Raw genomic sequence first — 20,290 nt, forward strand, 5'->3', positions numbered from 1 at the left:
GTGTGTGCTACTTTGAGTGACTAGATAACTAACCAGACGCTTTGTTTTAACTCGATTTACGAGAGTTATAAACAAGGTTGTATACAGATTCGGGGATAAGTGCCTGAAACGTAGCCGTGGGGCGAATCGCAGACGAAAAAAAACACCGACTTGTCGGTGTTTTCTTCGCGAACATTCTCCAAACCATATAAAGAAGAACTTCACTTGCGAGGGGTGCAGCAACACCTGACCCGCCGTTTAAGTTTCATCCTAAAAAGCGGATACGCTCTACAGCGTGACTACTAAGACCATGCAACCAAGCATGACATAAGGGACTCTGTGAAATCCCCTATAGCTTGCTTAAAGCTAAGCTATCACGAATTAACCGATTTCTTCAAGTGCATGACCTTCGTAACAAGTGTTTCTTTAGCGATATCAAGTGTAATTGGGTTGGTTTTAACACTTAGTTCATCTATTGATTTCTCTCCAAGAAAGTATTTGATTCGCTCGGCATTTGCTCCACTTGGATGGGGAAGCCCCGTTAAAACGCAAGATTCATCGATAATTCCCTTACTGGCTAAATCTAAGACTAAGTCGGCAACCCCCTGGCCAAGCGGTAGTATTATTGCCCCTTTAAGAGCCAGAAGCTCATTAGTTAATAGATCATCCACCATACCGGCCAAAATTGGCTGATTTATATAGCCCTTAGCTGAGCTGATTGGTTTCCCATTTTTAAGTACTGGGTAGCGAAATGCCGAAGTGTAGTGGACAAGTTGATTCGCCTCTTCGGTAAATAGAGCTGAAGAGCTCGCCAAATTTAAAACGTTGTGGATCCCAATAGAGTCTAAGAGTTTGATTAAATTACTTCGTAAAGGTCCTCTAAAGCTTGCCACTTCCTTCGCGATTTTTTCGGCTTTGATATGTGAGACGCCTTGATTCACTAGTGAGGAATAAACGGAATTGGCACTGGAAGCCTGCGTTTTTCCAGGACTGATGCCGATAATTACTAAACGGGACTTATGATTAACAAAGTCAAAAGGTGCATAAAATGCTTTTATGTCCTTATGTTCAACCAACAGCATTTTATTTGAAAATGGTTGTTGGTTTGGATTGTTTATCAGTATTTTTTGTTTGTCCTGAATGCTGTAAAAGTTCATTTTCTTACGTCCTTGTAATTGGCTTGGAATAACTTTAAAGCACAAAAATAAACCTGTCAAACATTTTGGCTGTTTTTTTTGGGCAATAATAATGCGAAAAATAAATGGCCAAAATAATTGTGGAAAAATTATTTAATGGTATATTCTAAAAATAAAATCAAACCTAGGGATAAATCGTATGCACATGGATCAAGTTTCAAAAATGGAAGAAGAAATTGAAGCTTTCTGTCTTGATATCGCTGAAAAAATCGGACCACTAGGCCTTGTCGATGATGAAAGCGATGTCTACAAGAAGACAAGCATCGCTGTAAATTTGCGTATTTGTTACGAATTAAGGGCTACTGGTCGTTTGGACTCTAGCTTACACATACAAGAGTTGTTTCACTTCACCCAGACATTAGTTGAAGTCTTTGGCTCGGAAATAGCAGATAACAGAGAACTTGATGATTTATGGGAAGCCGTGTTTACCGCTCTAGGATATACCTACGTCTATATAAAAGAAGATACTTGGGGATGGACTTATTACGTTCGTGCTTTGGCGTCCGTTGCTCGAATGAAGTACTCGAGTTTTCGAACCGCTTTATCCGCTGCGGGAGTTCCAGATGATGAAGATGCCGTAATCCAATTTGCAAAATTGAGGCGAGGCTTTGTCAAAATGTCTTATTTTAGTCCAACGGCTGAAATTGATAATTTCAGATTCGGAGAGTTTAGACCGAATATTGACGATAAAGATATTCTGGCGTCAATGTTGTTAGAACGAGCGCAATTTCGAGGCATATCTGAAAACCACCTTTGTCAGGTTTTACAGTGCGAATTAATAGACTTAAATAAGTCCGTTACAGCACCACAAAACCTTACTTCTGTAGCCGCAATTTTGTCACTAGAAACGAGGTCCTTCATTCAGTTGGTTCAAAACATTGAAATTTACGACGCCCAAAAAAGTATCAGAGAAAACTACAAGGGGGCTTTAGACCGACCCCCTAGAATTACTATAAATGACATCAAAGAAGGCTCTGAGAGAATTACTCCTAAAGAGTTCACTAATCTACTTAAAGATGTTGCAGTAGTTCATCCTGCTTATCGTGCAAACAAAAAGCTAAAAGGATACCTCCTGAATAATGGGATTGAAATTGGTATTGAAATTTCTACCTCAAAAACAGTGAATATTTGGATCCCAAAAGATGTAATGAGTGCACCGCTGCAGGGTTTTCTCAAAGCAGAATACGAAGAATATGACAATTCCTCACCAGTTTATGGCCGACATAGTGCTTTGAGGGTATACCCTCAACTGGCAACTTCCGCGGTGGTTAAGCTGGTCGTTAGCAATGTTAATGGCGCTAATACATTTATAGAGTGCCTTCGAGAATGGCAGAAAGCATAGTGATTTATTTCAGTTCAATAATTTTTTCTATACATATAAACACATACCCTGTTACAGCCCTATATTGTGGTGGTGACTCGTACATGTATAGACCTAATATTTGGTCAAATGTCTAGTGAAAGCTGGGAAGTCCAGTGAGATCCTTTTAGAAAGAGACTTATGACTAACAGTGGGCTATTACTAACGTTCTTGTTGTTTGCAGAGACAGTGATTAGTGTTTAATGATTTTAAATAAGACTGCAAAACTCATCAGTTAGTTTGGTCTGATGAGTTTTGACCAATTGAGGAACATACGTACCTGAACGATCACATGGTGAGTCGGCTTCAAATAAGCCGACAAAGGATTTGTTTGCTTGAACCCACCTTAAGGTTTGGCTTTTCACCATTTTCAAAATATTGTTCAGGCTCTACTTTGTTACAGCTTCGGTGTTCTGCTTCATCGGAGGTGTTAAAAACCACCTTTACCAGTCAAATATTGGCCTTATTTTTGAGCCTTAATGACTTATTCTAAACCGAAATTTTTGGTCATATGTCATTTTCAGTTTTTTCATTCTACTGAAAGAACACAAGTTCCTGAACACTACCGCTTGCGCATTACTCTGTGCTTAAAATGGAAAAGCTTTGCCCCTTTGAAAGGGGCTATCACCTATTAATCCGGTATATCGATATAGGTGAAGCCATTCTGATTGGCTTTAATTAATTGACCGTTTCTGCCGATGAGTTTTTTATATAACAAGTCAGTTTGTTCCGAGGGTTTACCAATAAACTCAAACTTATCTTTTTTATTTGACAAACTTTCTAATTTAGCATCATCATTTTCCTTACGATTAAGCTCAAAGAATTCCTCTCTCTTACGCCACCTCGTTGAAAATGTTTCACCCGCCTCGAACCAATTAACGATGTCATAGGCTGCAACAATCACACCGTCTGCCACGGCCAGAGCCAAAGGGTATACAAGTTCATCATCTTCATACTGCTTAGTTACCTTATCCCAACTCACCCCCCAAAACTGTCTAGTAGCATCATACAGTTCCGCTTCTTCTATTTTAGGATGGTAACTTTGGTTGAGGAAAAAGATAATGGCATTAGTGTTAAGGTCATCTACGGATATTTCTTCAGCACCATACACTCGAGAAAGTCTATCCCCGCTTTGATATCCACGCTCTTTATGATGACCAGATACCAGATTGGTTAGATTACTTTGACCGAGTGCATCAATCACCGCAGCTTCCACTTCGAAAGCAGTTTGTTCATCAGCCAATCCGTGTCGTATAATATCCACTCGAGGCTCTTTACCGCTACTTCTTATCTCTTCGATAATGTCATTTTTGCTTCCTCTTTTGCCTTTTTCGTCTTTCATCTTAAGATGATGGAAAGGTCGAGCGTTAAAACCAGCTTTGCCAACGTAAAAAATACTATCATTCCTTGGGTCCACAAGAGCGTAAACATAGTGGCCAAGCTGCTTTTGCACTTCTTTAGAAAAGCCCATTAAATTCCTCTACAAGTATCAATTATTGTCTAGTTGGCAGGTTACTAAATTACTTGGCAGTCGACTGTGATTGAGCTAGATAATTGCTAACAAACCACCGTGTTTCATTTAAGTCAATTCACAAGCAAACTCGGTCTTTACGAACTTGATAGCAATTACTTAAGCCGCTTATATTTTTTTTTGGTCACAAAATAACGCTCTGAAGAAAGGCTTCCATGTCGAAGTAAATGAATAGCCTCCACAGTATCAAACGTCTCTCCTACAGCGACTATCTACTGGCTAATTTAAAGTGTCCAATTGGAGTTGACCAGTACAGTTGAGTCGAATCGCTATAACTTAAATGTATTCGTTTAATGGACCAATAACATAGGGTTTTATGGTTGCTAAAAGTAGTACTATTACCGCTTTTTTGTCTAGATGGTTCCAATGCGCCATGTTTTTGTTTTTTACCATTAAATACAGTAGCTTAGACCACTTGAATTGTCGCGCAAAGGTAACGAAAATTTAGTGGAATTTCGCACCTTTTTTTTGTATATTAGGGCCGCTTTAAAAAATATCGCAAAACACTCTTAATAATACACCATTCGTAAAAAACTAAACTAAAGCCCTCACCAAAGTGCCCTAGTGGATTTCTCTGCTAAGGTCTATTTGCGTGCACGTTTTTTTCTGACCAAAATTTAAGGAACAATGAAAACACAGATCATAAAGTAAACTAGCTAGAAATTAGATTTCTGCTTTAAAGAACACCTTAAAACACACCTTTAGTAACGAACTCAAACCAAAACTAAAACCGTCACCAAAATCACCTAAGTGGATATTTCTACTTGGGCTTTTTTGCGTGCCTGTTTTTTTGTTGCCTAAAAATATAAGGAACAATTATGCGACACATCAAAAGAAAACTTACCCAAACTGTAAGCGATGTCATTACACATGAATTCCATTTACGAATCGACATGGCCATCTATATCGAATTGCCTATAGATATCTCCTGTGATGAAGCAGAGCGGATCGGGAATATTGTCAGGGGCTTCACTTATGCAGAAGATTCATGCATTGATGATTTGGAAACCTATGAAATTCCTATTCGCGAATGGTTTAAAACCAAACTTGAGGTCCCTATAAATCTTAATGAAAACGAGGCAAGAAGGTTTGCCCATTTTCTAGACGCTATTCCTTTCGGTTTTTAATTTCTGGTGAATCCTATCCGCAATAATTGAGAAATCATTTATGAATGAACTAATAAATCCCAACAAGGTTGTCGTCTTTACTGGTCCTGAGTTAACACAGGACTGTGGTACGCCCAATCATAGAACACACACTCCAAACGGAAAGCATCGTCTTGCCAATTACCCTTATTCACCATATGCATGGCAGCAATCTCCAGCTCAAGTCATCGCGACTTACAATGAATTAAAACAATACATTTTGGCGGTCGAACCCAATGAATCTTACCTAGCAATTGCTCAACTGGAACATCAATACGATGTGACAGTCATTACTCAAAATATCGATGATTTACATGAGCGTTCAGGGTCGACCGACGTTAGGCATTTGCATGGTGATATCACCCAGGCAATGTCGCCTACGGATCAGAAGTTACTCATTGATATTGGATACAACTATTTGAGCTTTAACTCCAACTCAACAGAGCAATTAAGACCCAATATTGTGAGCTATGGGGAGCGAACGTATTGGCAAGCTGAGGCTAGGAGTTTAATCTCTAGTGCATCGATAGTGTTGGCTATCGGAGTTTCATTTGATTTGTTACCAACCATACACTTGTTAAGAAATGCTTCTATCTATTCAGAGCGCTATTTGCTCAGCACTAAAGGATACTCGAGGTTGCTACAGGGTTATCAAAAAATCAGAGAACCATTTTCAGAATCAGTCCCTCGTATAATTGTCGGCCTTACGCGATAGCAGGAAATCAATCGTAAATCATGTCTCTAACGTATGTATTTGCGGTTGCTCTTTTTCTTAAAAGCGCAAATCGACATTTTAATGCTTTATTTCTATACATAGTGAATTTGAAGCTCTGTGTTCTCAAGTTCTTGTGCTGTAGTAATAGCCCAAGGGGCGAGGTTGGTGGTCGTTTTTTGAACGTTAATGGATATGGGTCTCATGAGATTCAAAATTTTGCAGTTTGATCTCACGAGATTCGACTTTCCAAAACGAGATCTTTTTGCGAAATACCCCGCAACTCCTTGATTTTATTTTTCCGAAGATCTCGCCCAAAACTACGATTAACATTTTTGTCTATTTCAGTTTGAGAAGAGAATAATCTCATTCTAAATGGTAGTTTTTGTGAAATAAAAACAATCAGTTAAAGCTAATGTTGAAATCTAAGGCCTTAGTTTATCGCAAAAAAAAGAGATCGATCGCGTGGTGAAAATCACGTAATTACATATCAATCTGAGGCTAATGAATTGGTGAAGCTCACACTAAAATATAGTTTAATTGATACATTCAGGGGTTAATTTTTAGCTCAGCTGTTGCTGCAGGGAAGATAATTACAGGTATATAAGTTGTAGTAGTGTCCAGCAGTAGGCACAAAAAAAGCACCGTCCTAAAACGATGCTTTCAAGGCGTTTCACCGGCAGTTTTAGTTGCCTATCAACGCGGGTATACCGGGTAATTGACCAACAAGCGCAAGCGATCCAACACAAATTACAAAAGCTATCCCTGGAATCAAATACTTGTCTTGAGCAGATAATGACTTGGCACGCTCATGGTCACCAATTAAGCCCATGTTATCGAGTAACATTGTGGTAGCCCAACCAAATACCGGATTGACAAAGGCACAAGCGAAGATACAAATCCCTGCACTTAAGGAGTCTTTGTGCTTGTGGATCATTTGCATACCCGCTTCTAGCAGCGGTAAGAACACACCAACAATCAACGCAACACGAAGTACCGGTTCCCACATTGCCAGATCCATAGGGTAGCCCAGCACAGAGGCCAAGATACACATTATCCCAGTGAGCAAGGCTCCACCCGGAATTGGACGTTTAGCAATAGCTGCTGGGATCATATATGTGCCCCATGAAGATGCTAAGTTACCACCACCAAGAAGTGAGCCAACACCTTGACGAATAGAGGCGGTCATCATCGTGTCGTCAACATCCATTAAGACGCCTTTTGCTTCTTTGGGATAGTTAAGCTCTTGGAATACACGGTGTCCAAGGTAATCTGGAGACCACATTGCAACCGCGAGTAAGGCAAAAGGAACAACCGCAATAAAGTGTTCCAAATTAGGCCAACCAAGTTTCCAACCCGTGTCTTCACCCCACCAATAGAACGGACTGAAGTGTGGCAAGCCTGGCTCGGTAGTAAATGAGAAGTCAGCGCCTAATACATATGCCACTATCCCGGCTAAGGCTGAACACAAAGGTATAGCAAGCCACCGCTTGTTAATTTTGGCTAGGTAAGCGTAAATCATTACTGTAATACCGATAACGGCGAACGATATATAGCCTTGGTCAGTACTATTTGCCCAAACCTCGGTTTTATTTATCTGACCAATAAGTCCGACGGCCCCGAGATAAATGAGTAATCCTCCCCGAACACCGACTCCGGTTAAGGTCATAAGTTTTGAGCCGCCTTTGGTATAGGCAAGTATTAGTCCAAATACGCACACCATTATGCCGAGCGCTAGTGGGTGGCCACCAGCAGCTGCAATCAAAGGAATGAGTGGGATCATTGGGCCATGAGTACCCGCCAAATTAGCATTTGGATTTAGAATGGCTGAGAACAAAATTACAAACAAAGCACCGGCGATAAGTAATTCGTAACGTACGTTTTCAGCAACAAACTCCGCAGATAAACCAAATTGTGTGGCGAATACAGAAACCATAGCGGTCACCATGACTACTTTACCAATTGTGGCAGCAAGGGCTGGCACCCAGTCTTCAATTTCAACACTGTAATCACGCGAAGGTAAATGTATTCCCCAGCGTTTAAAGTTCATGATTTTCAGGTCATGATTTAGAAATTCTTCGCGACTATCGAAATCTTGCGCTTTTTTACGCAGATCTCTATAAAATTTCTTTCCAGATTTAGACATGTAACATTTCCTTATTACGTTTCAATGCTTAGCACCTCACGCCACTTCTCACTTACGCTTGGCATACCAACCTTCAGTTGGTACGAGACGACATCCCAGACGCTACCTTGCTTCTTTATTTATGCAGTCACAGAAATAAAGAGGAGTAGTGAGTTTTTGCTAGCTTGAAAAAAAGATGGTCAATCGATTCTGACCACGATAGTGCGTAACTCGCACCCGCGTTAGTTTAGATAAACATTATGAACAGAAATTGACGTAGATTATTTTTAGCAATGATGGACGCGTGTATTGTATGATTATTGGGCTAAGTTGCTACTTGGCGCACACTTTGGATGGGTTTCTTCACCAACGGACAAAATGGGTCATTAATACGATATGCAAATATCTGAGCATGCTGAACGCACTGAAGCTTTATTTGGCGTCCGAGCTGAGGACATCCACAAATGGATCGATGGCTTTTTTGATGATAATGGACAAGACCATGCCCAGCACATGTCAAAGCATCTTGATTACGACCCTTACGATCATAGGCGTTTTAGGCATTGTAAAGAAGCGCTTGCGGAAGCATACCGCGAGTTTGGCGGCCGCTATACTCACCAGCAGATTAAAGACGTTTTTGAAACCCACGTCAAAGACGACTATGACGGATATTTGCCACTAAGAGCTGATTTCGAGAATGGTACCTTTACCGCAAAATATCATGACCGAACTCACCAAGAAACACTTGGCGAAGTGCTCGACGAACGAGAGCTCGCTGATTATTTTGACGGCTTACACAATCAGGAACCGTCGTCAGGCCATGCTCTAAAACAGTTTAGTTATCGCATTGTATTGCCAACCATTGCAGCAATTATCTTGTTTATCACCTCTATAGTGTTCGTGATTGTCCCTTTAGTTGAAGATTCAATGGTGGATCAAAAACGTCAAATGCTCAGAGAATTAACCTCTGCCGCAGTCAGTATTGTCGACAGTTACGTGGAACTTGAGCAACAGGGGGTGTTAAGCCTTAGCCAAGCTCAAGCCAAAGCCGCTATTGAGATAAAAACGATGCGCTATGGACCTGAAAACAAAGATTATTTCTTTATTACTGACATGCACCCCAATATGGTAATGCACCCCAACCTCAGTGATTTAACCGGGCACGATCTTACTCAATACACCAACAATGAACAGCAAACTGGCCCATCGGTATTCGTAAGAATTGTCCAGTTAGTCAATGCCAATCAACAAGGTTTTTTAGAATACCAATGGCAATGGAAAAACGACCCTACATTAACCGCCCCCAAAATGACCTACGTCGAGGGTATTGAAGAGTGGGGATGGATCATTGGTACGGGTGTATACATAGAAGACGTAGAGCAAGGTATTGCCAAACTTGAAAACACCTTATCGCGGATTTTTGTGGCGATAACCCTAGGTCTTATTGTGTTAATGAGCTACGTCATTACGCAAACACGTAAAAGTGAAATCAAGAAAAAACGCGCTGAACTTGCACTTCTCGAAGCCAAAGATCGTTATCGAGCTCTAGTTGAATCTTCTAGCGAAGGCTACATATTGGAAGCCGATGGCCAAGTGATTTTCTCTAATAACCGCCTGCGTCTATTAATGGGTTACCAGCAACAAGAACTCAGTTCTAAAACCGTTTGGCAGACGATATTCACTGATGCCCCGCACAACGCTAAAGTGATTGAGCATTTATTTAATCTATTCAACCAGCAAGCCGAACCTGGAGAGTTTGAAGCCCAACTGAAAACCAAACAGGGTCAATCCATCGACATTATTCTAAGCACATCAAAAATATTTCTCGCAGAAAAGCTCGGGCATGTGGTCAGCTTTCGCCCGATAGTTCGTAAAATCTACGGAACAAGCTTCACGAGTTCCTCACTAATGACCGCTGATGCTAAGCAAACAATTGTGAAGCAAATTCAACAGGCTGACAGCCAAAGCGCCGTTGTGGAGTCGCTTAACCAACTTGCGGACCAAATACGCTACAAAATTGATATAGGCACCAGAGCTGAGTATTTACGCATATTGATTGGTTCGACCTACGATGCTGCTATTTGCCGATTTATAGAACTAACCATTGCTGACATAGGCGAGCCGCCCGTTCCATTCTCATTTATCAGTTTTGGTAGTAATGCGCGCCACGACATGACGCTGTTTTCAGATCAAGACAACGCAATAGTGTTTGAAACCCCAGACGATGCCGATCTTAAATCGATTCGACGCTACTTTTTACATCTAGCTGAAAAAGTATGTGCTTTGCTTAATCAAGCCGGCTATAGCTATTGCGACGGCCTGATTATGGCGTCCAATCATCAATGGTGCTTAAGCCAGCAAGAATGGAAACACAACTTCAGCAGCTGGATTGAAAGCGCATCGCCCGATACTATTCTAGAGCTCAATGTGTTTTTTGATATTCGCTCCACATATGGGCACGCCACATTAGTGGATGGTATTCAATCGCATATTCAATCGGTACTTGTAACCCAGTCAAAATTCTTAAGTATTTATGCGCTTAATTGCCTTTCCTATTCTGTCCCTTTAGACAGCAATGGTGGACTGCTTACCGAGAAATTTGATGGTAAAACCTCAATAAATCTCAAAGAGTGCCTCAGACCCATGGAAATATTTTGTAGACTCTATGCTCTCAAGTATGACATTAGAGAGGTGAGCACCATTGAGCGTCTTCGTCAGCTATACCACCATGATGTATTTGACACCCAAACGCTTCGAGAAATGATGTATTTATTTGACCATATTTGGAACTTAAGATTCATGAATCAGCTGGTGGAGTACACCGATCTACGTAAAGTGAATGATGTATTAGCCATTGACGATCTCACCACTATAGAACAGCAAAATTTGTGCAACGTTTTAAGTCGAATGCAGGCATTGCAAGCGATGGTCAAGCGCGACTTTAGCTAGCAAAAACCTAAGGTTTTAGGCTTAACTCAACATCACCGTTTGAGAACAGACCGTTAATCTGGCTTATTAAGCCTTAACCTTGTGCTCTAATTGCTAGTTAAGACTTCAACCACAGAGGCATCAACGCGCTACTCGTTTAGTTTTATTGACTCCTTTCGGTTTTAATCGATTAAAGGTCAACCCTCGCCCGCCGATAACATTTTACTAAATAAAAGAAAACCTCCTATAGTTAATTCAATAAATCAAACGTTTACTGGAGTTGTACCTATGTTCAGTTCGCTAAAAACACAGTTTTATCTATTAGCTATCATTCCGTTCTTGGCAATCGCACTATTTGGATTGCAATCTCAAATGCGGACCGTCAGCGACATACGAAGTGAAGTTTCGACCATCACTGAAGAAGCTATTATTTCGCTTGAAAAAAATCGACTAAAATCAGTGATGGATTCGGCTCTTTCGTTGGTTTCAAGACAAATGGCTTTACCCGAAAAAACTGGAATGGAAGATGCGATGAGCATTCTTACCGATTTACGTTTTGACGATGGAGCCGGATATCTATTTGGCTACGACTCAAAAGGTGTCCGTGTTTTACACGGTTCAGGAAAAGGAATTGGAACCAACTTCTCGGACTTACAGGACATCAATGGCCAATATTTGATTCGTGATTTTTTGGACGCGGCTAAAAATGGTGATGGTTACTACACCTACTATTTTACCAAACCAGGCGAAGAAGAGCCCTCTCCAAAATATGGTTTCGCGATTTGGATTCCGAAATGGGATATCTATATTGGCACTGGATTTTATCTAGATAGTATTGACCCGATATTAGCGAATATTGATGAATCACTAGGCGAGACTAGCAGTAGCATACTAAATAAGAGCCTTATAGCTATCGTTTTAGGTGCCATTGTACTGTTGGTGATTCTACCGTTTGTAATTCGCGCCATATATAGTTCCCTTGAGCGCTTGCAGCTTGCGGTATCAAGCTTGGCTGAGGGTGAGGGAGATCTTACTCAAAAACTCCCTCCAAGTAAGCTTAGACTGTTAAATCTAATAACAGAGAACTTCAATTCATACTTGGAAGCGCTCGTCAGCGACATTAAAAAGCTGAAACTATCCAGCGTGCAGCTCAATGATATTGCAACGCTTTCTAATCAACAAATTGGAGAGTTGAAAAGTGTTGCACAAGAGCAAATGCGCGAAACGACTCAAGTTGCCACGGCTATCGATCAGATGGCGGCTTCAACCACTGAGATCGCCAACAATGCTGAGAATACTCGAGAGTCTGCCGAGAAAGCGGAATCGGAAATTGTCTCAGTACTATCTCAAGTAACGACCAGCAGTAATGAGTTGAATGGTCTTACAACACTTATGACCAATGTGGATTCATCGGTTGGAGAGTTGAATCAAAATGTCGATTCAATTCAAACATCGCTTGCAGTCATTCAAAGTATTTCAGAACAAACCAACTTACTTGCCTTAAACGCGGCTATTGAAGCTGCGAGAGCTGGAGAGCAAGGCCGAGGATTTGCGGTCGTGGCAGACGAAGTAAGAACGCTGGCACAACGCAGCCAAGAAAGTACCAAAGAGATTCAACACATACTCGATCAGCTGACCAACAGCATGTCTAATACACGGCGTGATCTTGAAGAAACTACCGCTAAGAGAGAATCAGTTACAGAAGCGATGTCTACTATCCAAGCAATTGTGGATGAAAGTGTCAGTACCATTCGCCAACTAGCGGAGGAGAACATTCAAGTGTCGACAGCTGCAAATGAGCAAGCCACGGTTGCCGCGGAAGTAGCACAAAGTGTCAATGGTATTGCAAGTCTAGCCGCTAAGGTTGATCAAGTATCAGATGATACGCAAGAACAGATATCTCGTTTAGACGACCAATCGAAAGTAATTCTAGATATATCGAATAAATTTACAGTTTAGAAAAAGGGGCGACTGGTTCCCTTTAAAACAGTACTTCGTTTAGGCGAAATAACTATCAATATTGACAAGGTGACGTGTCTGGAAGACTAGGCGTCACCACCAATGTTTTATTATCCGATAAAGTGGCACTCACATACATGTGGAGCCCCACTTGCAAAGCTTAAGCAAGGCGATTTTTGGAGCAGCAAACTGTATGGTTATTGCTGGGAAGTCCAGTGTTACCAAATGGGAAATATAGCTAGTAGCGGCAGTATAATAAGGTTTTCAAATATAGTTTGTACTTAGGGAGTATATAGGATTATTTTGAGGCTAGTGTAAGGGCCCTTTATAGCTACTATGCCCGCAAACTATATGCAGCTCCTACATGAATAAGTTGAATATTCTCTCCTAATCGATTGGACAGTGTTTATTGTCCAAGATTAAACCTCAAGAGGTGAACAATTATTCCATTATGTAACAGGTATGGGGTAGTTGTTCTTATTTCTGAAGTGTAAACTACTGAAATATAGGCTTAAAAATCAATCGTCTTCGATGTGAAAGTCTAAGGTTGCGCAATGAATGAGGAGAAATGTATGCATCAATCTGCCAGTGAAGTCGTTCGACTATTTATCCAAGAAGTACGCTCAGGCAAATACCCGGAGCATGCACAAAAGTATATGGCTCCAATGGTAATGGCGCATCAGGTGTATTCAGGCCAAGCGCAAGTTATCGAACGTACTCCCCAAAACTATACGCAGCACATACATGAGTTTCTCGAGTGTTTTGGGCAGTATCAATTTGAGATTGAAGAGTTCATAAATCAGGGTGCAAAAGTGTATGTTCGTTGGCGTCAAATAGGCCACCATCGCGCAACCATTCTGGGATATGAGGCAACAGGTTTACCTATAGATACCGTTGGTAGCGCAGTATATCGCGTGGAAGATGGGAAAATTATCGAGTACTGGATCCAACAAGAAAATGAAGGATTGTTAGCTCAACTTGAAACCAATGCAAACAGATGTTAGATGAATAATTGAGTGGCATTCTACTAGTAGAGGCAAACGTGATAACTATTCGAGAAATGGCTATTGAAGACTACGCAGAAGTGATGCTCTTGTGGAGCGAAGCTGAAGGCCTCAGTCTTAAAGACGCAGACAGCCCAGAAAACATTGCTCATTATTTAAAGCGCAATCCTGGTTTAAGCTTCGTTGCGCTCAATGAATCAGAGGTAATTGCTGCTGTTCTAGTTGGAACCGATGGGCGTCGCGCTTATTTGCAACATTTAGCGGTCTCTAAGGAATATCGTCGGCGTAACATAGCTAGCGAACTGCTCAGACATACTATTCAGGCACTTGCTCAAATTGGTATCTCAAAAACGCATTTATTCGTTCATGTTGATAACGTTAAAGCACAGCATTTCTATGAGAAGTTAGGCTGGTTTGCACGTGATGAAGTGCGCATGTACTCCTTTAACAGCACTTCAAATCCTCAGGTATAATTTGTTGCCAACCACAATAGAGCCCCAACGATATCTATAGCGTGTTTGAATCTAGCTGATTCCAGGTATTTGGAAGGTCATTTGTAGCAAATTGGAATTTGGGCGTGGTGAGTGACGGTTGTGTCTGCCCAGCTTATTGTTAATTAAAGGAATAATTAATGGACTTAGTCTATAAGCACGAAAAACCGCTGTTTATTGTATCTCTTATCATTTCGATAGTGTTCTGGATTGTCTTAACCCTTAGTACCTTAGGAACAGTATTCATCTATTTTTTAGTGGCTTATCTATTCTTTTTGTTCGCTCATTCAGCCTTTATCGCTCAACTCAAAGGCTCAGCGGTTCGAATTAGTGAGCAACAATTCCCTGACCTACACCAGATGATCGAGCAAGCTTGCGAAAAAGTAGGGATGGAAGAAATTCCCGAAGCGTACATGTTTAGAAGTGGTTCGTTTAATGCGCTCGCAACTCGTTTTTTAGGCCGCAATTACCTGGTCCTCTACACAGATGTTCTAGATGCACTGCATGAGCAAACAAGTGCTCTGGATTTCTATATTGGACACGAGCTAGGTCATATTCATCGAAAACACCTGAAATGGAACGCCTTTCTATTACCGTCATCGGTGTTACCAATCATTGGCAGTGGTTTACGTAGAGCGCAAGAGTATAGCTGCGACCGTTATGGGGCTAATTGTTGCCAGTCGCAAGGCGATATACAAGCTGCTATCGCTGCAATGGCAGCCGGAGACACGCGATGGCGCAATATGGACTTGGATGCCTATACGGCGCAAATTGAATCCAGTAGTGGCTTCTGGATGTCGTTTCATGAACTCAATAATGACTACCCGTGGCTTAGTAAGCGAATGGCCAGCGCTATGGCGTTTAGCAATGGTGAAAATATTAGGCATCCGGCGCGGCATAAACTAGCTTGCCTGATATCGTGCTTTGTACCTCGATTTGCAAGCAATGGCATACTTTCAATAATGGTCACAGTGATGTTGATTGGCGTTTTGGTTGCCGTGGCTCTGCCAGCCTATCAAGAATACTCAAAAAGAACCCAATATAGCGCTGCCTATACCGTGGCTTTACGGGTGACAGAGCAAGTAGATGAGTACATTCAATCCAGCGAGTACTGGCCAGAAACTATGCTAGATCTAGGGTATGGTTCGGAGGAATTAAGCGATATTGCTGGCAATTATACGATTGGTGTTTTTGAAGACGGTATAATTGGTGCGCAAGTTGGTGTAGATAATGATGGCGAAGAGAGGTACATAGTGCTCGAGCCTGAATGGGATGATGGGCATGTGACATGGGAATGCTACGGTCAAAACGTGCTTAGTAAGTATCTGCCGCAGGAGTGCCGTTAAATCAAATCAGGGCAATGTAGGTTTGTGTTGGGTTCTGGTATTGCTTATGTCCTCTAGCGCTAAATGGGTAAATGGCGGATGTTGACTTTAAGGACTCGTTAATAGTGCTAGAGTTGATTAAGGTGTCCGATAAATGCATGGCATTTTTTCAAGTCTTTGAATTAATTTGCTTCTGCTTCGAAAAAGCAGACTAAAAAGTTTATTAGACTGGAAAATCACTGCTTAGATCTACTTTCCAAATTACGAATTGGGCTATAACTAATACTAAGAAGCAAATGGGAGTTTTCGCATGCCGGATCTAAACCAAATTTTTGCTCAACATATTCAAGTGCTTCAGTCTCGCACTCAAGATGTGTTGGCTCACAATAATCTAGAAGCGTTGATTATTCATTCAGGTTTTGCCCCAAAGATATTCTTAGATGATCAAGACTATCCATTTAAATGCAACCCACACTTTAAGCATTGGTTACCGCTAACCCAGCATGCCCACTGTTGGCTTGTGGTAAATGGCGTAGATAAGCCGAAGTTGATCTACCACTTGGCACAAGATTACTGGCATGCCAAACAAGACTTGCCCGATGTGGCTTGGCTGGAACAGTTTGAAGTTAGTATTCTGGCTAATCCACAAGACATTGAGCCTTTGCTACCTGATAACCGGCAACAATGCGCTTATATTGGTGACCATCCTGAACTTGCTGAAGCCTTAGCAATTGGTGAGCGTAACCCGGAATCTGTTCTTAACTATCTCCACTTTTATCGAGCCGAGAAAACCGATTACGAGCTTGATTGCATTGTGAAGGCCAACAAAAGTGCAGTAAAAGGTCACTTAGCAGCAAAAGAAGCTTTTTTTGCTGGTGGTTCAGAATTTGAAATTCACTTAGCTTACCTACAAGCAGTCGGTTGTGTTGATCAAGATCTGCCTTATTCCAATATAATCGCTTTAAATGAACATGCTGCGACTTTGCACTACACACAATTGCAAAAGCAAGGCATTCCAGACAAACAGCGCTACTCTATGTTAATTGATGCCGGTGCTCAGTATCACGGCTATGCTGCGGATATTTCGCGTACTTACGCTTTTCGTAAGAGCTTGTTTTCGGATCTAATTTTGGCTATGGAACAATTGCAAGCTACCTTGATCGAATCGATTAAGATTGGACAATGCTTTATCGACTTACATGCCAAGGCACATCATTTACTTGCCCATATATTGGTCGATTTTGATCTGGTTAACTGCAGCGTTCCTTGTTGCGTTGAAAAGGGTATTAGTAGAGTATTCTTTCCGCATGGATTAGGTCACTTTCTTGGTTTACAAGTGCATGATGTGGGGGGCTTTATGCGCAGTCATGACGGAGAAGTTAAAGCGGCGCCTGATTCTGACCCCGCGCTGCGTTTCACTCGAATGGTAGGTGCAAAACAAGTACTAACAATTGAGCCTGGTTTGTACTTTATCGCTAGTTTATTGGATGAGCTTGCCAACAGTGATGCTAGCAGTTTAGTCAATTGGGAAAAAATAGACTTGCTACGTCGCTTCGGTGGTATTCGAATTGAAGACAACATTTATATAGGTGAAAGTAGTGTGACCAATATAAGTCGAGAAATTAACTGGAGCAGCTGATTCAAAGCGCATATTTAATACCCAAAGCGACGATTAGTAACGAAGAACTGATTAAGAAAAGTCGCTTTATTTCAATCGTTGTAAATGCACCTAACCTGGAAATGGCAAAGCGCTTGTTACAACAAACGAAAGCCGAGCATAGTTCTGCACGTCATCATTGTTGGGCCATGATTGCCGGTCACCCTAAAGATAGTCAATGTCTTGGCTTTAGCGATGATGGTGAGCCAACGGGTACAGCTGGAAAGCCAATGCTGGCGCAATTACAAGGCAGTGGACTCGGGCAAGTCATGGCAATCGTGGTTCGTTACTCTGGTGGCGTGAAACTTGGAACCGGTGGCTTAGTCCGAGCTTATGGTCAAGGTGTTCAGCAGGCTCTGGCATTATTAGAAACCCAGCCGTTTATGCCAAGTTGCCGCTTAAAGCTATTGGGCAGCTATGATGATAGTGGAAAGATAGAACACTTTTTAGAAAGCCAGCATATAGTGGTACTTGCGCGAAACTTTACTCAACAGTTAAGTTGGGACATTGAACTTGCGATCGAGCAGCGCAGCAAAATTGAAAATCAGTTGAATCACCTTTGCTCTGGCAATATTGCAATACAGCGCTTGTGATAGCGCTCTGATTCAGACAAACTTCTGTGCAAATCAAAAAAAGAGACAATGACGTGCCACTGAGCGAGATGGAATGCAGATCCGGGCAATAATAAGAATTGTTGGCCTGTTAGTGATGGTCTTTAGTTCAACAATGATTATTCCAGCAATGGTTGCTGCTATTTATCAAGATGGAGCGGGGCGGGCCTTTTTCGGTGCTTTCGCCATTTGCTTGGTTGCTGGCTTTTTACTTTGGTTCCCGCAACGAGATCAACGCAAAGAACTGAAGTCTAAAGAAGGCTTTCTAATTGTTGTTTTGTTTTGGACAGTACTGGGCAGTGTAGGTGCGCTACCATTTATACTTAGCGGCACCCCAGATTTATCCATTGCAGAGTCGTTCTTTGAGTCTTTTTCGGGCTTAACGACAACCGGTGCCACAGTTATTGTTGGTATTGAAAACCTACCTAAAGCAATTCTATTCTACCGACAAATGCTGCAGTGGCTGGGTGGTATGGGAATCATTGTGTTAGCTGTGGCCATATTGCCTATCCTCGGGGTCGGCGGAATGCAGCTTTATCGAGCTGAGATCCCAGGACCAGTTAAAGATAAGAAGATGACGCCACGAATAGCAGAGACCGCAAAAGTACTCTGGTATATTTACTTATTCTTAACCGTGGCTTGTGCTTTAGCTTTTTGGCTTGCCGGTATGAGTCTGTTTGACGCAATCGCACACTCGTTTTCAACCATTGCTATTGGTGGATTTTCGACTTACGACGGCAGCTTAGGTCATTTTCAAAGCCCCTTAATTAACACTATTGCAGCCGTTTTCTTAATTATATCGGGTGTTAATTTCTCGCTGCACTTCACCGCTTTTAGTGGGCGGGAGCTTAGCTTTAAACACTATTTTCAAGACCCAGAACTTCGCGTGTTTCTTGGTATACAACTAGTCCTAACACTAATATGTGCCATGGTGCTGGTGGGGCAAAACATCTACGACAGTGTTGGCGTGGCATTTGACCAAGCCTTCTTTCAAGCCGTTTCTATTTCTACAACCGCTGGATTTACCACAGATAGTTTCTCGCAATGGCCATTGTTTTTACCGGTGCTTCTAATTTTCTCTAGTTTTATTGGTGGTTGTGCGGGTTCAACGGGGGGGGGCTTAAAGGTCATTCGAGTGCTGCTATTGTCGTTGCAAGGGGTGCGAGAGTTAAAACGGCTTGTTCATCCTCGCGCTGTTTACCAAATTAAGATTGGCAACCAAGCACTACCCGATCGGGTACTAGAAGCCGTGTGGGGATTTTTCTCCGCGTATGCTCTGGTTTTTGTGGTTTGTATGTTAGCTCTGATTGCGCTTGGTATGGATGAGTTATCGGCATTTTCTGCTGTCGTAGCTTGTTTGAACAACTTAGGCCCAGGGCTTGGGGAAGTTGCTCTGCATTATGGGGAGATAAGCGACGGGTCTAAATGGGTATTAGCGCTAGCTATGCTATTTGGTCGTCTAGAAGTATTTACATTACTGGTATTATTCACCCCGACATTTTGGAAAAGCTAAGGAATACCGTGAAACTATTGGTTATATATTCAAGCATTGAAGGTCAAACATTAAAGATAGCAAAACATCTTGTCTCGCAACTAGGTGTTGAGCAACAAGCGGATTTTATTGCTTTAGATGATTTAGCCGCGCAACACAACATTCATGACTATGATTCAGTGCTAATCGGCGCATCCGTTCGATACGGTAAATTCCGACCAAACTTATATAAGTTCTTGGCCAAACATCAACAAGTCCTTGAATCTATGCCAGTGGCTTTCTTTGGTGTCTGCCTCACGGCGAGAAAACCCGAAAAATCGACGCCTACAACAAGTGTCTATATGAAAAAGCTAAATTTAAACGCTGTTTGGATGCCAGAGCTACAGGCGGTATTTGCGGGTGCGCTTCTTTATAGTAAGTACAATTTTTGGCAAACCAAGATTATTCAACTGATTATGCGTATTACCGGCGGTAGTACGGATACCAGTAAAGATATAGAGCTAACTGATTGGTCTAAAGTTGATAAGTTTGCGATTGAGTATACGGAACTGCTGCAAAAACACTCCAATTGAGTCTATTTTTGGCACTTTGAGTCTGTTTTTTAATCAGAGTGCAAAAAACTATAAAAAAATGCCAATTAAGGCTTGCGCCGCGCCGCGCGTTCCCTATAATGCACCCCACTGAAACGCGGCAGCCACTCCTTGTTCCATAAGGGATAGAGAGGGATGCAACGGCTCAGGACGGTATTAGAAGCTCGCTTCAAACCACCGGGATG

General features: G+C 41.8%; 15 protein-coding genes. 12 read left to right on the top strand and 3 right to left on the bottom strand.

Going from position 1 to position 20,290, the window contains the following annotated elements:
* Positions 1 to 353: 353 nt before the first annotated feature.
* Complete coding sequence (locus tag DBZ36_RS01180) at positions 354 to 1,136, bottom strand: hypothetical protein (protein ID WP_120353091.1); 783 nt, start codon at positions 1,134 to 1,136, stop codon at positions 354 to 356.
* Between the two features lie 178 nt (positions 1,137 to 1,314).
* Here DBZ36_RS01180 and DBZ36_RS01185 point away from each other — a divergent pair, with 178 nt between their 5' ends.
* A complete protein-coding gene (locus DBZ36_RS01185) occupies positions 1,315 to 2,517 on the top strand; it encodes a hypothetical protein (protein ID WP_120353092.1) in 1,203 nt (400 codons plus the stop codon).
* A gap of 649 nt (positions 2,518 to 3,166) precedes the next feature.
* Here DBZ36_RS01185 and DBZ36_RS01190 read toward each other — a convergent pair.
* Positions 3,167 to 4,006, bottom strand: coding sequence for an LEM-3-like GIY-YIG domain-containing protein (locus DBZ36_RS01190; protein ID WP_120353093.1), 840 nt, complete (start codon positions 4,004 to 4,006; stop codon positions 3,167 to 3,169).
* 878 nt (positions 4,007 to 4,884) lie between these two features.
* On the opposite strand from DBZ36_RS01190, the gene DBZ36_RS01195 reads away from it, so the two are divergent.
* Positions 4,885 to 5,193 carry a hypothetical protein gene (locus DBZ36_RS01195; RefSeq protein ID WP_120353094.1) on the top strand — a complete coding sequence of 103 codons (309 nt, stop codon included), beginning with the start codon at positions 4,885 to 4,887 and terminating at the stop codon, positions 5,191 to 5,193.
* Between the two features lie 40 nt (positions 5,194 to 5,233).
* Positions 5,234 to 5,926, top strand: a complete 693-nt coding sequence (locus DBZ36_RS01200) for an SIR2 family NAD-dependent protein deacylase (protein ID WP_120353095.1) — start codon at positions 5,234 to 5,236, stop codon at positions 5,924 to 5,926.
* Positions 5,927 to 6,608: 682 nt separating this feature from the next.
* On the opposite strand, the gene DBZ36_RS01205 is transcribed toward DBZ36_RS01200, so the two are convergent.
* Positions 6,609 to 8,069, bottom strand: coding sequence for a DUF3360 family protein (locus DBZ36_RS01205; RefSeq protein WP_120353096.1), 1,461 nt, complete (start codon positions 8,067 to 8,069; stop codon positions 6,609 to 6,611).
* A gap of 375 nt (positions 8,070 to 8,444) precedes the next feature.
* On the opposite strand from DBZ36_RS01205, the gene DBZ36_RS01210 reads away from it, so the two are divergent.
* The 9 genes from DBZ36_RS01210 to hemG all read left to right on the top strand — a co-directional run bounded on the left by DBZ36_RS01210 (position 8,445) and on the right by hemG (position 20,087).
* Positions 8,445 to 10,997 (top strand): DUF294 nucleotidyltransferase-like domain-containing protein, encoded by a 2,553-nt coding sequence (locus tag DBZ36_RS01210; protein WP_120353097.1) that lies wholly within the window; start codon positions 8,445 to 8,447, stop codon positions 10,995 to 10,997.
* Between the two features lie 267 nt (positions 10,998 to 11,264).
* Complete coding sequence (locus DBZ36_RS01215) at positions 11,265 to 12,935, top strand: methyl-accepting chemotaxis protein (RefSeq protein ID WP_120353098.1); 1,671 nt, start codon at positions 11,265 to 11,267, stop codon at positions 12,933 to 12,935.
* A gap of 572 nt (positions 12,936 to 13,507) precedes the next feature.
* Positions 13,508 to 13,939, top strand: a complete 432-nt coding sequence (locus DBZ36_RS01220) for an ester cyclase (RefSeq protein ID WP_120353099.1) — start codon at positions 13,508 to 13,510, stop codon at positions 13,937 to 13,939.
* A 38-nt stretch (positions 13,940 to 13,977) separates the two neighbouring features.
* Complete coding sequence (locus DBZ36_RS01225) at positions 13,978 to 14,412, top strand: GNAT family N-acetyltransferase (RefSeq protein WP_120353115.1); 435 nt, start codon at positions 13,978 to 13,980, stop codon at positions 14,410 to 14,412.
* Positions 14,413 to 14,570: 158 nt separating this feature from the next.
* On the top strand, positions 14,571 to 15,776 hold the full coding sequence (locus DBZ36_RS01230) for a M48 family metalloprotease (RefSeq protein ID WP_120353100.1): 1,206 nt from the start codon (positions 14,571 to 14,573) through the stop codon (positions 15,774 to 15,776).
* A 289-nt stretch (positions 15,777 to 16,065) separates the two neighbouring features.
* Complete coding sequence (gene pepQ / locus DBZ36_RS01235; protein ID WP_120353101.1) at positions 16,066 to 17,394, top strand: Xaa-Pro dipeptidase; 1,329 nt, start codon at positions 16,066 to 16,068, stop codon at positions 17,392 to 17,394.
* A gap of 50 nt (positions 17,395 to 17,444) precedes the next feature.
* Positions 17,445 to 18,005: a YigZ family protein gene (locus DBZ36_RS01240; protein WP_233558071.1), complete on the top strand. Its 561-nt coding sequence runs from the start codon at positions 17,445 to 17,447 to the stop codon at positions 18,003 to 18,005.
* A 73-nt stretch (positions 18,006 to 18,078) separates the two neighbouring features.
* A complete protein-coding gene (locus tag DBZ36_RS01245; protein ID WP_120353103.1) occupies positions 18,079 to 19,536 on the top strand; it encodes a TrkH family potassium uptake protein in 1,458 nt (485 codons plus the stop codon).
* Positions 19,537 to 19,544: 8 nt separating this feature from the next.
* Positions 19,545 to 20,087, top strand: a complete 543-nt coding sequence (hemG, locus tag DBZ36_RS01250; protein ID WP_233558067.1) for a menaquinone-dependent protoporphyrinogen IX dehydrogenase — start codon at positions 19,545 to 19,547, stop codon at positions 20,085 to 20,087.
* Positions 20,088 to 20,290: the final 203 nt, after the last annotated feature.

It is taken from the genome of Alginatibacterium sediminis (genome assembly GCF_003610775.1).
GTDB classification, from domain to species: domain Bacteria; phylum Pseudomonadota; class Gammaproteobacteria; order Enterobacterales; family Celerinatantimonadaceae; genus Alginatibacterium; species Alginatibacterium sediminis.

What these genes read in the sequence shown, in the direction of transcription:
- DBZ36_RS01180 (WP_120353091.1), bottom strand. Translation starts at nt 1,136, where the DNA reads ATGAACTTTTACAGCATTCAGGACAAACAAAAAATACTGATAAACAAT.
- DBZ36_RS01185 (WP_120353092.1), top strand. Translation starts at nt 1,315, where the DNA reads ATGCACATGGATCAAGTTTCAAAAATGGAAGAAGAAATTGAAGCTTTC.
- DBZ36_RS01190 (WP_120353093.1), bottom strand. Translation starts at nt 4,006, where the DNA reads ATGGGCTTTTCTAAAGAAGTGCAAAAGCAGCTTGGCCACTATGTTTAC.
- DBZ36_RS01195 (WP_120353094.1), top strand. Translation starts at nt 4,885, where the DNA reads ATGCGACACATCAAAAGAAAACTTACCCAAACTGTAAGCGATGTCATT.
- DBZ36_RS01200 (WP_120353095.1), top strand. Translation starts at nt 5,234, where the DNA reads ATGAATGAACTAATAAATCCCAACAAGGTTGTCGTCTTTACTGGTCCT.
- DBZ36_RS01205 (WP_120353096.1), bottom strand. Translation starts at nt 8,069, where the DNA reads ATGTCTAAATCTGGAAAGAAATTTTATAGAGATCTGCGTAAAAAAGCG.
- DBZ36_RS01210 (WP_120353097.1), top strand. Translation starts at nt 8,445, where the DNA reads ATGCAAATATCTGAGCATGCTGAACGCACTGAAGCTTTATTTGGCGTC.
- DBZ36_RS01215 (WP_120353098.1), top strand. Translation starts at nt 11,265, where the DNA reads ATGTTCAGTTCGCTAAAAACACAGTTTTATCTATTAGCTATCATTCCG.
- DBZ36_RS01220 (WP_120353099.1), top strand. Translation starts at nt 13,508, where the DNA reads ATGCATCAATCTGCCAGTGAAGTCGTTCGACTATTTATCCAAGAAGTA.
- DBZ36_RS01230 (WP_120353100.1), top strand. Translation starts at nt 14,571, where the DNA reads ATGGACTTAGTCTATAAGCACGAAAAACCGCTGTTTATTGTATCTCTT.
- pepQ (WP_120353101.1), top strand. Translation starts at nt 16,066, where the DNA reads ATGCCGGATCTAAACCAAATTTTTGCTCAACATATTCAAGTGCTTCAG.
- DBZ36_RS01245 (WP_120353103.1), top strand. Translation starts at nt 18,079, where the DNA reads ATGCAGATCCGGGCAATAATAAGAATTGTTGGCCTGTTAGTGATGGTC.